Here is a 14,455-nt window from a genome sequence, read left to right on the forward strand (position 1 = left end):
TCTTCCTTACTCCGCTGCTTCCAGCTTGCCCGCAATACGGCGCGACCGGCGCGACAGCGCGTCGTAATCGCTCTGCCATTCGCTGGAGCCGTTGGATGGTGATACCTGAACTGCCGTCACCTTATACTCGGGGCAATTCGTCGCCCAGTCCGAAAAATCGGTAGTGATGACATTGGCCTGCGTATCCGGGTGGTGGAAGGTCGTATAGACCACGCCCGGCGCCACACGGTCGGTAATCAGTGCCCGGAGCGTCGTATCGCCGGAGCGGCTGGCAAGCTTGATCCAGTCCCCATCCTTCACGCCGCGCTGTTCGGCATCATGCGGATGGATCTCCAGCCGGTCCTCCGCATGCCATGCGACATTCTCGGTGCGCCGCGTCTGGGCGCCGACATTGTACTGCGAGAGAATGCGCCCGGTAGTGAGCAGCAGCGGGAAGCGCGGACCGGTGCGCTCATCGGTCGCCACATATTCGGTGCGGATGAACTTGCCCTTGCCGCGCACGAAGCCGTCGACATGCATGATCGGCGAACCTTCCGGATGCGCTTCGTTGCACGGCCACTGAACCGAGCCGAGCTTCTCCAGATAGTCGTAGGATACGAGCGCGAAGCTCGGCGTCGTCGCGGCGATCTCGTCCATGATTTCAGACGGATGCGCATAGTTCCAGTTGAGCCCCATCGCTTGGGCAAGCTTCTGGGTCACTTCCCAGTCGGCATAGCCGTTCTTCGGGCTCATGACCTTGCGCACGCGGTTGATGCGCCGCTCGGCATTGGTGAAGGTGCCGTCCTTTTCCAGGAAGGTCGAACCCGGCAGAAACACATGGGCGTAATTGGCGGTCTCGTTAAGGAAGAGGTCGTGCACGACGACGCATTCCATCGCCTCGAGACCGGCAGAGACATGCTTGGTATCCGGGTCTGACTGCAGGATGTCCTCGCCCTGGATGTAGATGCCCTTGAACGTGCCCTCAACGGCGGCATCCAGCATGTTGGGGATACGCAGGCCCGGCTCGTTGTTGAGCGTCACGCCCCAGAGTTTTTCGAACGTGTCACGCGTCGCATCGTCCGAGATATGGCGATAGCCCGGCAGCTCGTGCGGGAAAGAGCCCATATCGCAGGAGCCCTGGACATTATTCTGGCCGCGCAGCGGGTTCACGCCGACGCCGGGACGGCCAATATTGCCGGTCGCCATCGCAAGATTGGCGATCGCCATGACGGTCGTCGAACCCTGGCTGTGTTCGGTGACGCCGAGACCATAATAGATCGCGCCATTGCCGCCGGTGGCAAACAGCCGGGCGGCGCCACGGATCAATTCCGGCTCGACGCCGGTGAACTGCTCGATGGCTTCCGGGCTATGCTGCTCCTCGGCAACGAAAGCCGCCCAGTCCTCGAATTCCGACCAGTCGCAACGTTCGCGGATGAACTTCTCGTCGAACAGGCCTTCGGTGACGATGACATACGCCAGCGCCGTCATGATCGCCACGTTGGTGCCGGGCTTCAGCGGCAGGTGATAGGCCGCTTCGACATGCGGCGTCTTGACGAGATCGATGCGGCGCGGATCGATGACGATCAGCTTGGCGCCCTGGCGCAGCCGCTTCTTCAACCGTGAGCCGAAGACCGGATGGCCGTCGGTCGGGTTGGCGCCGATCACGATCACCACATCCGAATGCTCGACACTGTCGAAATTCTGCGTGCCGGCCGAAGTGCCGAACGCCTGGCCGAGGCCGTAGCCGGTCGGCGAATGACAGACGCGGGCGCAGGTATCGACATTATTGTTGCCGAAGCCGGCGCGGATCAACTTCTGGACGAGGAAGGTTTCCTCGTTGGTGCAACGCGACGAGGTGATGCCGCCGATCGATTCCCGGCCGTATTGATACTGGATGCGGCGAAACTCGGAGGCGACATGCGCATAGGCCTCTTCCCACGTCACTTCCCGCCACGGATCGGAGATCTTTTCGCGGATCATCGGGTTGAGGATGCGGTCCTTGTGGGTCGCATAACCATAGGCGAAGCGGCCCTTGACGCAGGAATGGCCGCGGTTCGCCTGCCCGTCCTTCCACGGCACCATGCGCACCAGCTCCTCGCCGCGCATTTCCGCCTTGAACGAGCAGCCGACGCCGCAATAGGCGCAGGTGGTGACCGCCGAATGTTCCGGCTGGCCGATCGCGATCACCGACTTTTCCGTCAGCGTCGCGGTGGGACAGGCCTGCACGCAGGCGCCGCAGGAGACACATTCGGAATCGAGAAAATGCTCATGCGCGCCGGGCGACACGCGGCTTCCGAAACCACGCCCCTCGATCGTCAGCGCGAATGTGCCCTGCACTTCCTCGCAGGCGCGCACGCAGCGCGAGCAGACGATGCATTTCGACGGGTCATAGGTGAAGTAAGGGTTCGACTCGTCCTTCGGCATCCACTTGGCGTTGATATCGCCATTGTTGCGGGCGCGAACATGGTTGTCGCCCTCATAACCGTAGCGCACATCGCGCAGGCCGACGGCGCCCGCCATGTCCTGCAATTCGCAGTCGCCATTGGCGGCGCAGGTGAGACAGTCGAGCGGATGGTCGGAGATATAGAGCTCCATCACGCCCTTGCGGATATCCTTCAGCCGGCTTGTCTGGGTATGGACGACCATGCCCGCCGCAACGGGCGTGGTGCAGGAGGCGGGCGTGCCGTTGCGCCCCTCGATCTCGACGAGGCACAGGCGGCAGGAGCCGAAGGCATCGACCATGTCGGTAGCGCAGAGTTTCGGCACCTTGATCCCGGCCTCCATCGAGGCCCGCATGATCGACGTGCCTTCCGGCACGCTGATGGCGCGGCCATCGATGGTCAGCGTCACCTGCGCTTCGGACCGCGAAGCCGGCGTGCCATAGTCGATTTCATGAACGAGGGACATGATGTGTCTCCTTGTTGGAAGCGGTGAGCGCGGGTAGCGAACCGGCGAACGCAGGCGCAAGCCAGCCCCCCTCTGCCCTGCCGGGCATCTCCCCCACAGGTGGGGAGATCACAAGCGGTACGACCATCGCCTTTGTCGCAGCATCTATGCTGATGAGAAGGTTGATTAAGACCGGGGAGCGACCTCCCGGCCGATCTCCCCCCTTGTGGGGGAGATGCCCGGCAGGGCAGAGGGGGGTGCACAACCGCGAATGTCCGCTTTGCGTGGGTCTCTGCAGATCACTCATCATTCCGCAGCCTCCACCATCGGTGCCGGCTCAAAATCCTCCGGGAAATGCGTCATCGCGCTCATCACCGGATAGGGCGTGAACCCGCCGAGCGCGCAGAGCGAGCCGAATTTCATCGTGTTGCAGAGATCCGCCAGCAGCGCCCTGTTCTTCTCAGGCTCGATGCCCTGCCTGATCTTGTCTGCCGTTTCCACGCCACGGGTCGAGCCGATGCGGCAGGGCGTGCACTTGCCGCAGCTTTCGATGGCGCAGAACTCCATCGCGAACCGCGCCTGCTTCAGCATGTCAGCACTATCGTCGAACACGGCGATCCCGGCATGGCCGATCAGCCCTTCTTTCGTGGCGAAGGATTCATAGTCGAACGGCGTGTTAAACAGTTCACGCGGGAAATAGGCGCCAAGAGGCCCGCCCACCTGCACCGCCTTGACCGGGCGACCGGTCGCCGTGCCGCCACCGATATGATCGACGATCTCGCCGAGCGACAGGCCGAAGGCCGTCTCGAACAGCCCGCCATGCTTGACGTTGCCGGCGATCTGGATCGGGATCGTGCCGCGCGACCGGCCCATGCCGAAATCGCGATAGAACTCCGCGCCGCGATCCATGATGATCGGCACCGAGGCGAGCGAAATGACATTGTTGACCACCGTCGGCCTGCCGAGAAAGCCCTGCAGCGCCGGCAGCGGCGGCTTTGCACGCACAATACCGCGCTTGCCTTCCAGCGAATTGAGCAGCGACGTCTCCTCGCCGCAGACATAGGCGCCGGCACCCGACCGGATCTCCATGTCGAACGCGTGAGCCGAACCCATCACCGACGGCCCGAGAATGCCGGCAGCCTGGGCAATTTTCACCGCCGCCGTCATGGTCGCGATCGCATGCGGATATTCCGAGCGGATATAGACATAGCCCTTGGTCGCGCCGGTCGCGACCGCGGCAATCGCCATGCCCTCGATCAGCACGAAGGGATCACCCTCCATGATCATCCGGTCGGCAAAGGTTGCGCTATCGCCTTCATCGGCATTGCAGACGATGTATTTCTGCGGGCCTGCCGCATCCATCACCGTCTTCCACTTGATGCCGGTCGGGAAACCCGCGCCGCCGCGACCGCGAAGGCCGCTGTCGGTGACCTGCTTGACGATATCCGCCGGCGCCATGCCGACAGCCTTTTCCAGCCCCTTCAGGCCCTGGTAATGGCGATAGTCATCCAGCGAAAGCGGATCGGTGACGCCGCAGCGGGCGAAGGTCAGGCGTGTCTGCTGACGAAGGAAGGGAATTTCCTTCGTCAGCCCAAGACAGAGTTCGTGGCCTCCACCGTCAAGCAGACCTGCATCGAACAGGCTCTCCACGTCACCGGGCTTGACCGGCCCGTAGGCAACCCTGCCGCGCTCGGTGCGTACCTCCACCAGAGGCTCCAACCAGAACATGCCGCGGGATCCGTTGCGCACGATCCGCGCATCGAGCCCGCGCGCCTCGATTTCCCGCGCAAAAGCCTTTGCCACCTTCTCAGCGCCAAGCGCCAGAGCGGCCGCATCCTTTGGAATGAAAATCGTCACCGTCATCGGCGCGCCTCCGCTACCATGTCGGAAAGACAGTGCTCGTCCACCCGGCCGTAGACTTCGTCATCCAGCATCGCCGCCGGGGCACAGGCGCAAAGGCCGAGACAATAGACCGGCTCCAGCGTCACCGCGCCATCGAGCGTCGTCTGGTGAAAGTCGATGCCGAGCAATTGTCGCGCGCGGTCTGCGATACGGTCGCTGCCCATCGACTGACAGGCCTCGGCCCGACAGAGCTTGAGTACATGCCGGCCCGCCGGGTGATCGCGGAACTCGTGATAGAAGGTGACAACGCCATGCACCTCGGCGCGCGAAAGGTTGAGTTCGCTGGCAATGACCGGCTTTACCTCTTCCGGCACATAGCCGAACTCGGCCTGGATAGCGTGCAGGATCGGCAGCATCGGACCTTCCAGGCCTTTCAGTTCCTGGATGATCGGAAGGGCACGCTCGGCATAGGCGCCGCTCGTTACACGCACATTCATTCCTGACAGCCTCCCAGCCGGTCGCCGCAACGGAAGAACCAAAGCGGCGAATGCACTTACGTCGATGGAGTCTGACAAGAGGTCGCAACGGGATCAATAAAGCTGTTCGGTTACGCGATAGAAAAAAACTATCGATTTTCATCGCTCAGGTTGAGGCTGCGCGCTTCGTGAAGCAGGGCGGAGACAAGCGGCGTGAAGGGCTCTCGATGCGTGGCAACGAGCCCGACAACATGCACTGCTTCCGGCTCGACGATCGGAATCATCCGGATCTTGTCGGAAAAACCGAAGGATCTGGCGACATTTCGCGGCATGATGCTCGCCCATCGTCCCGTTGCGACATGGGAGAGCAAAACGACCATGGAATTGGATTCCAGCATCGGCCTTACCGGGATACCTGCATTGCTCAGGTTCTGGTTGATGATCCGCCGGTTCTGCATGTCCGGCGTCAATAGACAAAGCCGAACACCGCCCATATCCGCCCAGGTTACGGTCTCGCGATCGGCAAACGCCGTGCCCTCGGCCGTGACGAGCGTATAGCGCTCGGCATAGAGCGGCACGCTGGTGACACGCCCGAGCGGCTCGTTGTCGAGATAGGTGATCCCCGCATCGATCTCGAAATTGTCGAGCTGGGAAAGCACCTGCAGAGAATTTCGCGATACGACAGAGAAGGTGACCTCCGGATGCCGGGCCTGGAACGGCTCGGTCAGCCGCGGCACCATGGCGAGCGCAGTCGGGATGACGGCAAGCCTGATATGGCCGGTCAGGCCTTTGCGGGCGGCTCGCATCTCCTCGCGCATCGTCCGGGCATCACCGACAATGCGGCGCGCCCATTCCAGCACCCGCTGGCCTTCCGGCGTCAGACCCTGGTAGCGCGAACCGCGCACGACGAGTTGCACCCCAAGGCTCTCTTCCAGCTGACGGATCGCAGCCGAGAGTGACGGCTGGGAAATACCGCATTCCTCGGCGGCCCGCCCGAAATGGCCTTCCTTCGCCAGCGCGATGAAGAATTCCAGCTTGTCGATCATGCCGATATCCGCACCGGGGCCAGGGCTGTTTGGCCGGACTTCATCCGAACCCGCCGCCAGTCACAGTTGGGTAAACCCGCCAGCATCGCTCCTCCGAGATCTCTATGCCTCACAATGTCTAGACGCTTCCGGCCCCGCCTGCCACAGCCAAGTGCGCGGGCATCAGAGCTTCGGGGTCAGCATTTCGAACCGGTCGCGGATCGTCGAGCAGGTATCCCCGCCGAGCCGGGCGATCGCATCGACGCCAGCCGGATCGACATGCAGGTTCTCGTCGACGATGCCCTCGCCATAATGGGCATAGACGATCTCACCCAGGATGATCTGTCGGGACTTGCCGAGTTCGAGCGTCACATGCCGTCGGCATTCGAAGGCCGCCGGTGCCTCGACGATGTAAGGAGAGGCGACCTTGATGCCAGCGGCGGCCGTCAGCCCCGCCTCATTCAATTCATCGACCCCGCGCGGATATTTCGCGCCGCAAACATGCATTGCCTCGGCAATCGCGAAGGACACGATATTGACCGTGAACACCTCAGTCATGCGGATATTGTGGCCGGTATCCTTGAAAGACATGTCGGCATTGTTTTCAACACCGATCGCCAGGATCGGCGGATCGGCCGACAGGCAGTTGAAGAAGCTGAACGGTGCCGCGTTGATCCGTCCGTGCTCATCCACTGTTGTTACGAGCGCGATTGGCCGCGGAATGATCGTGCCGATCATCAGCTTATAGCGTTCTCGCGCCGTAAGCGCGGTGAAGTCGAATTGCTTGCGTTCCCCTGCGACGGTGTGACTGGCATCCATCGTCATTCATTCCTTTTTCTGCAGAATGCGGCAGCCAGCCTCCTCCCCTCTCGCTGGTGCGGACATTCCCCGACTCGGGCCTCTCCTCCTGCTCGGTAGACTTGCGATCTGCGCGTCGTTCGTCAATCGGTGGGATAGGCGGATCAACCGATCCGTGTCGCCTTCAATCGCTCCTCGTCGAGAACGATGCCGAGGCCGGGCGCCTCGCCCAACTCCAGCCAGCCGTTGCTGTGCTTCAGGGGCGACATCATCGGATAGTCGCGCCGCGCCTCGCTCCATTCAGGATTATCGTAGGGGTATTCGAGGAAGGGCGCGTCACCGACACCGGCAGTCAGATGCGCATTGGCCAGCACGCCGATGCCGTTGGTCCAGCTATGAGGGGTAAACGTCACACCGGCCTCGCGTGCCTGGTAGACGAGCCGTCGGCAGCCCGTAATGCCGCCGACCAACGCCACGTCCGGCTGGATGACGTCGAAGGCGCGTTCCTCGATAATGTCGCGGAATTCGTAGAGTTCGCGGGTCATCTCGCCACCGGCGATCCTGACCGAGGTGGCCTCCTTCAAGGCCTTCATGCCCTTGCGGTCCGAGCGGAACAGCGGCTCCTCCATCCAGTAGATATCAAGCTTTTCCAGCTCCTTCGCCACCGCCAGCGCATCCTTGAAGGTCCAGGGCAGCGTCGTGTCCCAGGGCATTCGCCAGCCCTGGTTACAGTCGACCATCAGCTCCAGCTTGGTCCCGACACGCGCGCGGATCGCCTCCAGCGCCTTTACGTCATCACGCCACCCCGACCGGCCTCCGGCAGAGGATGAGAAGCGCACCTTCATCGCCGGAAACCCTTCCTCGATATAGCGCTCCGCCTGATCGGCCATGGCGGCGGGATCGCGCAGCACGCCGGAGGAGGCGTAGAGCCGGACCCTGTCCGACCGCCCGCCCAGCATCCTCCAGATCGGCTCGCCGGACACCTTTCCGGCCAGATCCCAGAGCGCCAGATCCATCGGCCAGCAGCGGCCATAGTGGAAATTGATATGCGACAGCACTTCGTAATGCCGTTCCAGATGCCGCGGATCCTCGCCGATGAACAGGTCCTCGTGCCCCTCGAACCCCTTCATAAGGTCGCCTGAACCGATCCCTTCCCGCCCCTCGTCATCCCTCACCCGTACGATGGTTGCATCGAACTGCTTGCGCGGCCGCCCGTCCCAGCTTGCCTTGAACGGCGGATCGAGAGGGAGACGATGGTGGGTGATCTCGATGGATGCGATGCGGCTCATTCTGTCTCTTCCCTCATTTATCTTCGGCCTGCGCCTTATCCAGTCTTTGGCAAATGCCCCTCATCCGCCTGCCGGCACCTTCTCCCCGTTTTGACGGGGAGAAGGACACAAGGCGCACTTTCCTCGCCCAGATCGTGGCACGTCCCCTCTCCCCGCTTGCGGGGAGAGGGCTAGGGTGAGGGGCAAGCCTTCAACACCTGGAAAGCCTACCCGAACTGCTGCCAGATCGTCTTGTAGTCGCAATATTTGTCGATCGCATGCACCGAGCGATCACGACCGAAGCCGGATTGCTTGAACCCGCCGAACGGTGTGGCGAAGTTCGACATGTCATAGGTGTTGATCCACACCGTACCCGCATGGATCGCCTCGGAGAAGCGGTGCGCGCGGTCCATGTCCCTGGTGAAGACTGCGCCTGCGAGCCCATAGATCGTGTCGTTCGCGAGCCGCAGCGCCTCTTCCTCCGTATCGAAGGGAATGGCTGCCAGGACCGGTCCGAAGATTTCCTGCCGCGCGAGGCTCATGTCGTTGGTCATGTCGACGAAGACGCCGGGCGAGATGTAGTAGCCGCCCGTCTCGCTCATCACCTGCTGGGCCCCGAAGGCCCGCTTCGCGCCTTCCCTCTCACCTGCGGCGATCATGCCGAGCACCTTCGTCATATGCTGTTCTTCGATCAACGCACCGATCTGCGCCGATGGCTCGAAGGGATGGGCGAGAGCGATATCGCTCTTCGTCACCGCCTCGATCTTGGCGATCAATCTATCCTGCACCGAGCGATGCACGAGAAGCCTTGTCGAAGCGTGGCAGGTCTCACCGGAATTGTAGAAACATCCCCAGGCGGCGGCGGAGGCCGCAGCATCCAGATCGGCATCCTCGAAGACGACGAGCGGCGACTTGCCGCCGAGTTCCAGCGCCACCCGCTTGACGTTGGATTGCGCCGCATAGCCCATGATCAGCTTGCCGACTTCGGTCGAGCCGGTAAAGGCGATCATGTCGACATCCATATGCAGCGCCAGCGGCTTGCCGGCCTCCTCGCCGTAGCCAGTGACGACGTTGAGCACGCCTGCCGGAAGTCCGGCCTCGACCGCCAGCGCCGCCAGCCGGATCGCCGAAAGCGACGACTGTTCGGCCGGTTTCAGCACGACGGAATTGCCGGCGGCGATCGAAGGCCCGAGCTTCCACGCGTCGATGATCATCGGATAGTTCCACGGCGTGATCGCCCCGATGACCCCGAGCGGCACTTTGCGCACCAGTGCGCGGGCATTCGGTCCTGTCGGCGCGATCTCGTCATAGAGCTTGTCGATCATCTCGCCGTAGAACTGGATGCCGTCGGCGCATAGGCGGACGTCGACATTGAGCGAGGCCAGCACCGGCTTGCCGACATCGACCGTCTCCAGCATGGCGAGCTCTTCGCCATGGGCGCGGATCAACTCCGCCCATTTCAGCATGATCTTCTTCTTCTCGAGCGGATCCTTCTTGCGCCAGACGCCGCTCTCGAAAGCAGCACGTGCCGAGGCGACGGCCGCATCGATATCCGCCTCCCCGCCGCGCGCCAGTTCGGCGCCCGGCCCGCCATCCATCGGACGGACACGGGTGAACGTCCCGCCGGACACCGCCGCGCGATACTCGCCACCGATAAAATTCCGCCCTTCGAGCTTGAGGGCAGACAGCGCATTTTCCCAGTAGTCGCGTGTATAGGTCTTGGTCATGAGAGCAGCCCCCTCGTCAGAATGTTATGGAGCGACATGGATCCCAAAGATCGCAGAAGCTATGCCCCTTCGGTCTACCGGGCGAGCTAGGCATCATCCGTCTCTAAAACCGGTTGCGGCTTTGCGGACGATACGGTGGGCAGCGACATGATCGCGGCCGCAAAAGCATCGATATCGGTGTCCGAGATCTCGCGAATGGTCGAGCGGCGCATCGGCTGATTTTCCGGCGCGCGCATTTCCGCGGCGAGGTCTTTGGCGGAGAAGGCGTCGAATGCGTCCGGCAGCGCACGAACGATCTCGCAACGGTCCATCAGATCCGAAACGAAGCCCGGCAGGGCCGCCGCATCGGCAAGCCCGATCGCGCGGGCCGCATCGTTGAGATCGGCCGTATCGGCATCGACTAGCCAGCCCAGCGTCGCCTCGAAACCGAGTGCCGTGGCAAGCCCGTGATGGATAGGCGCGAGCCCCGCCAGCGCATGGCTGATATTGTGGGCGATGGCCGTGCCGCAATTGTCGATGGCGATACCGGCGTAACAAGAGCCGAGCAGCACCTTGCCGCGCGCTTCCAGGTTGCCCGGCGCCTTGACGGCGGCTTCCAGCGAACCTGCTACGAGACGCATCGCCTCATGGGCATAAAGTTTTGCGCCTGAATGGGCATTGCGGTTGGTGCAGGCCTCGAAGGCGTGGATGAAGGCATCCATTCCACACCACGCGGTCAGATGCGGCGGCAGGGAAATCGTCAGCTCGGGATCGAGCAGCACCAGATCGGCCTTGGTCTCGGCGCCCCAGATCCACAGCTTCTTGCCTTCCGGCCCGGCAAAGATGTTGGTGGCGGAGGTCTCCGATCCGGTTCCTGCGGTCGTCGGCACCATGATCTTCTTCAGCGGGTTCTTCGGCAGGGGGTTGGCCGCCAGCGCGTAATGCATGGGATCCTCCCCGGAAGCGGCACAGCAGGCCGCGACCTTGGCGATGTCGAGCGCCGACCCGCCGCCGATACCGACCACGACATCGGCGCCTTCAGCCATCTCGCTCGCCGCCCGCAGATGCGCAAGCTTCGGCTCGCCGGAGAAATCCGAATAGAGGCGCGGCTCGATGCCTGCCGCAGCCAGCTCTCCGGCAAGGCTCTTGGCAAGGCCGGTCGATGCCAGAAAACCGTCCATGACGATCAGGGCCGCCCGCGCGCCCGCGAAGCTTTGGACGACACCAGCCAGTTCGTGGAACAGGCCCGATCCGAAGCGAATGTCGGGGATGAAGGAGGTAGAGAACTGCATGATGACCGCCGACACAGTGGAATGACGCGCGCACTCTGCATCACAATGTCAGCTCTTCAAATCCATCGAAATATCGGGTTAGTTGATGATCTGAGATCATGGAGAGGTCTATGCTGGATCGCATACCCCTGGAAGCATTCCGCGTCTTCGATGCGGCCTGCCGCTACATGAACTTTTCCCGCGCCGGCCGCGAGCTGCATATCACCCAAGCGGCTGTCAGCCGCCGCATCCAGGGCCTCGAGGAACAGCTCGGCACAAAGCTCTTCACCCGCCGCGGCCGCAATCTGGCGCTCACGCCGGAGGGTGATCGTCTGGCCCAGCGCGTCCGGGCCACGCTCGACTACCTGGAGGAAAGCCTCGAACCCTTCCGCGGCGAAGGGCGCGAGACGATCTCGATCGCGGCCAGCGGTTCCGTCTCGCATCTGTGGCTCGCCAAGCAGCTGAAGGATTTCGACAATGAAAGCCCTTCGGTCTCGGTGCGACTGCTGACGACCGATGCGCCTTCGGAACTCGCGTCCGAAGCCAACGACCTCGTGATCCTCTACTCAACCGGCGAGCATCCGCGCTGGAATCTGACCCTGCTGATGAAAGAAGAGCTTGTGCCCGTGGCCTCCCCGGGTTTCATCGAGAGACACCGGATCGACCCCGCCGCTGTCGCCCCGCACGAAATCGCCGGCCTCGACCTGATCGACTATGAGCGCTTCAACGCCCACTGGATCTCGTTTCGCCAGTGGTTCGCGCGGCTGCCCGATCCACCCAAGGCGCGCATCACGCCCCGCCTTTCCTTCTCCACTTATTCGCTGGCGGTCGATGCGGCGCTTCGCGGCGAAGGGGTAACGCTCGGCAGTGTCGGCCTGATCGCAGATGAGCTGGCCTCCGGCGCATTGGTCGAACTCGGATCCCGGCGGCTGGAGACCGGTTACGGTTACCATCTCGGCATGCCGCGCTATCGCTCGCTGACACCGGGTGCAGCGCGGCTGCATCAGCATCTGCTTGCTGGGATTTGAGACCCGGCAGATCGCATGCATTTGGGCAAAGGTAGCGCCTCCTTCTCCCGTCATGCTCGGGCTTGTCCCGAGCATCTACTACCGTTCCGCTTTTCTCGACGTGGTTGGATCCTCGGGACAAGCCCGAGGATGACGACCAGCCTCTGGAAACGCAAAAGGCGGCCCACAAGGACCGCCTCGATAAATGCGATGTCGAGCGAATTAAGCCGCGACAACGACACCGTTGAGATGCGTCAGCTCGGCGAGGAACTGTTCGAGCTTTGTCTTGTGCTCGTCGCTCGTTGCCTTGCCGATGTCGGCCTGCGTGGTTTCGATCCGATGCTGCAGCGTCTCGCGGGTCAGCTCGGCAGCCGGAACGGCGGATTCCGCCAGCAGCGTGCAGCTGTCCGGCAGGATGTCGGCAAAACCGCCGAACACGACGTATTTGTTGACCTGGCCGGAAGCGAGCTTCACGGAAACCACGCCCGGCTTGATGGTCGTCATCGTCGGCGCGTGGTTGACCAGCACCGTCATTTCGCCAAGCGTCGCCGGGATCACCACTTCGGAGACCTTCTCCGAAACGAGCAGGCGCTCGGGCGAAACCAGTTCAAAGTTGAAAGCGTCGGCCATGATGGTCCACTTCCTATGGCAGATCCTGCAAGGCGCCTGATGGGCTCGGCATGCGGGACTGCGTGAAAATTCGAATTCTTACGGAGTGACAGGCGCGCCGGTTTCCCGACGCGCCGTCTCAAGCTTGTAATTAAGCGGCTTCGGCCAGCTTCTTGGCCTTTTCCATCGCTTCTTCGATCGAGCCGACCATGTAGAAGGCAGCTTCCGGCAGGTGGTCGTAGTCGCCGTTGACGAGACCCTTGAAGCCCTTGATCGTGTCTTCGAGAGCAACCAGCTTGCCCGGCGAACCGGTGAAGACTTCGGCAACGAAGAACGGCTGCGACAGGAAGCGCTCGATCTTGCGGGCGCGGGTAACCGTCATCTTGTCCTCTTCGGACAGTTCGTCCATGCCGAGGATGGCGATGATGTCCTGCAGCGACTTGTAGCGCTGAAGCGTCGTCTGAACCTTACGGGCGACTTCGTAATGCTCTTCGCCGACAACCATCGGGTCGAGCATGCGCGAGGTCGAGTCGAGCGGGTCGACGGCCGGGTAGATACCCTTTTCAGCGATCGAGCGCGACAGAACCGTCGTTGCGTCCAGGTGGGCGAACGAGGTTGCCGGTGCCGGGTCGGTCAAGTCGTCGGCGGGAACGTAGATGGCCTGAACCGAGGTGATCGAGCCCTTAGTCGTGGTGGTGATGCGTTCCTGCATCTGGCCCATATCGGTGGCGAGCGTCGGCTGGTAACCAACGGCCGAAGGAATACGGCCGAGCAGAGCCGACACTTCCGAACCTGCCTGGGTGAAGCGGAAGATGTTGTCGACGAAGAACAGAACGTCCTGGCCCTTGTCGCGGAAGTCTTCAGCAATCGTCAGACCCGTCAGAGCGACGCGAGCGCGGGCGCCCGGCGGTTCGTTCATCTGGCCGTAAACGAGCGCAGCCTTGGAGCCTTCGCCGCCGCCATGCTTGTTGACGTTCGATTCGATCATTTCGTGGTAAAGGTCGTTGCCTTCACGGGTACGCTCACCAACGCCGGCGAATACGGAGTAACCACCGTGTGCCTTAGCGACGTTGTTGATCAGTTCCATGATCAGAACGGTCTTGCCGACGCCGGCGCCGCCGAACAGGCCGATCTTGCCGCCCTTTGCGTAAGGCGCGAGCAGGTCGACGACCTTGATGCCGGTGACGAGGATCTGGCCTTCCGTGGACTGCTCGACATAGGCCGGAGCGTCCTGGTGGATGGCGCGCAGGTTGGTGCGGTCAAGCGGACCGGCTTCGTCGACCGGCTCGCCGATGACGTTCATGATGCGGCCGAGCGTCTGCTCGCCGACCGGAACCGAGATCGGTGCACCGGTGTCGGTGACCTGCTGGCCGCGGACGAGACCTTCGGTCGAGTCCATAGCGATGGTGCGGACCTGGTTTTCACCGAGGTGCTGTGCGACTTCGAGAACGAGGCGGTTGCCGTTGTTCTCGGTCTCAAGCGCGTTAAGGATAGCCGGCAGTTTGCCGTCAAACGCGACGTCGACGACAGCGCCGATAACCTGGGTCACTTTGCCGAGGGACGAGCCCGTTGCGGTAGCCATGATTCT

Annotated in this window: 11 protein-coding genes; 1 reads left to right on the top strand and 10 read right to left on the bottom strand. The window is 62.5% G+C overall.

Going from position 1 to position 14,455, the window contains the following annotated elements:
• Positions 1–6: 6 nt before the first annotated feature.
• From fdhF to BM216_RS12540, 8 genes are all read right to left on the bottom strand, one after another.
• Positions 7–2,886 (bottom strand): formate dehydrogenase subunit alpha, encoded by a 2,880-nt coding sequence (fdhF, locus tag BM216_RS12500; RefSeq protein WP_092999508.1) that lies wholly within the window; start codon positions 2,884–2,886, stop codon positions 7–9.
• 285 nt (positions 2,887–3,171) lie between these two features.
• Positions 3,172–4,728: a formate dehydrogenase beta subunit gene (locus BM216_RS12510; RefSeq protein WP_092999509.1), complete on the bottom strand. Its 1,557-nt coding sequence runs from the start codon at positions 4,726–4,728 to the stop codon at positions 3,172–3,174.
• Entirely contained in the window at positions 4,725–5,204 is a 480-nt protein-coding gene (locus BM216_RS12515; RefSeq protein WP_092999510.1) for a formate dehydrogenase subunit gamma, read from the bottom strand. The genes BM216_RS12510 and BM216_RS12515 overlap by 4 nt, the downstream gene beginning before the upstream one ends.
• Before the next feature lie 128 nt (positions 5,205–5,332).
• Positions 5,333–6,229 (bottom strand): LysR family transcriptional regulator, encoded by an 897-nt coding sequence (locus tag BM216_RS12520; protein ID WP_092999511.1) that lies wholly within the window; start codon positions 6,227–6,229, stop codon positions 5,333–5,335.
• A 162-nt stretch (positions 6,230–6,391) separates the two neighbouring features.
• Complete coding sequence (locus BM216_RS12525) at positions 6,392–6,946, bottom strand: flavin reductase family protein (RefSeq protein WP_092999753.1); 555 nt, start codon at positions 6,944–6,946, stop codon at positions 6,392–6,394.
• Between the two features lie 224 nt (positions 6,947–7,170).
• Entirely contained in the window at positions 7,171–8,295 is a 1,125-nt protein-coding gene (locus BM216_RS12530) for a mandelate racemase/muconate lactonizing enzyme family protein (protein WP_092999512.1), read from the bottom strand.
• 206 nt (positions 8,296–8,501) lie between these two features.
• Complete coding sequence (locus tag BM216_RS12535) at positions 8,502–10,001, bottom strand: aldehyde dehydrogenase (protein WP_092999513.1); 1,500 nt, start codon at positions 9,999–10,001, stop codon at positions 8,502–8,504.
• A gap of 86 nt (positions 10,002–10,087) precedes the next feature.
• Positions 10,088–11,272, bottom strand: coding sequence for an iron-containing alcohol dehydrogenase (locus tag BM216_RS12540; RefSeq protein WP_092999514.1), 1,185 nt, complete (start codon positions 11,270–11,272; stop codon positions 10,088–10,090).
• Positions 11,273–11,382: 110 nt separating this feature from the next.
• On the opposite strand from BM216_RS12540, the gene BM216_RS12545 reads away from it, so the two are divergent.
• Positions 11,383–12,279, top strand: a complete 897-nt coding sequence (locus tag BM216_RS12545; protein WP_092999515.1) for a LysR substrate-binding domain-containing protein — start codon at positions 11,383–11,385, stop codon at positions 12,277–12,279.
• A gap of 201 nt (positions 12,280–12,480) precedes the next feature.
• On the opposite strand, the gene BM216_RS12550 is transcribed toward BM216_RS12545, so the two are convergent.
• Both BM216_RS12550 and atpD read right to left on the bottom strand, forming a co-directional pair.
• The gene (locus BM216_RS12550) at positions 12,481–12,888 is read right to left on the bottom strand and encodes a F0F1 ATP synthase subunit epsilon (RefSeq protein ID WP_092999516.1); all 408 of its coding nucleotides are present in this window, start codon (positions 12,886–12,888) and stop codon (positions 12,481–12,483) included.
• Positions 12,889–13,018: 130 nt separating this feature from the next.
• Complete coding sequence (gene atpD, locus BM216_RS12555; protein WP_092999517.1) at positions 13,019–14,449, bottom strand: F0F1 ATP synthase subunit beta; 1,431 nt, start codon at positions 14,447–14,449, stop codon at positions 13,019–13,021.
• Between the last annotated feature and the right edge of the window lie 6 nt (positions 14,450–14,455).

This window comes from Rhizobium sp. NFR07, from assembly GCF_900111905.1.
Classification (GTDB): domain Bacteria; phylum Pseudomonadota; class Alphaproteobacteria; order Rhizobiales; family Rhizobiaceae; genus Neorhizobium.

Bases quoted from the DNA above. Each gene is read 5' to 3' on its own strand.
- fdhF (WP_092999508.1), bottom strand. From the start codon at position 2,886: ATGTCCCTCGTTCATGAAATCGACTATGGCACGCCGGCTTCGCGGTCC.
- BM216_RS12510 (WP_092999509.1), bottom strand. From the start codon at position 4,728: ATGACGGTGACGATTTTCATTCCAAAGGATGCGGCCGCTCTGGCGCTT.
- BM216_RS12515 (WP_092999510.1), bottom strand. From the start codon at position 5,204: ATGAATGTGCGTGTAACGAGCGGCGCCTATGCCGAGCGTGCCCTTCCG.
- BM216_RS12520 (WP_092999511.1), bottom strand. From the start codon at position 6,229: ATGATCGACAAGCTGGAATTCTTCATCGCGCTGGCGAAGGAAGGCCAT.
- BM216_RS12525 (WP_092999753.1), bottom strand. From the start codon at position 6,946: ATGATCGGCACGATCATTCCGCGGCCAATCGCGCTCGTAACAACAGTG.
- BM216_RS12530 (WP_092999512.1), bottom strand. From the start codon at position 8,295: ATGAGCCGCATCGCATCCATCGAGATCACCCACCATCGTCTCCCTCTC.
- BM216_RS12535 (WP_092999513.1), bottom strand. From the start codon at position 10,001: ATGACCAAGACCTATACACGCGACTACTGGGAAAATGCGCTGTCTGCC.
- BM216_RS12540 (WP_092999514.1), bottom strand. From the start codon at position 11,272: ATGCAGTTCTCTACCTCCTTCATCCCCGACATTCGCTTCGGATCGGGC.
- BM216_RS12545 (WP_092999515.1), top strand. From the start codon at position 11,383: ATGCTGGATCGCATACCCCTGGAAGCATTCCGCGTCTTCGATGCGGCC.
- BM216_RS12550 (WP_092999516.1), bottom strand. From the start codon at position 12,888: ATGGCCGACGCTTTCAACTTTGAACTGGTTTCGCCCGAGCGCCTGCTC.
- atpD (WP_092999517.1), bottom strand. From the start codon at position 14,449: ATGGCTACCGCAACGGGCTCGTCCCTCGGCAAAGTGACCCAGGTTATC.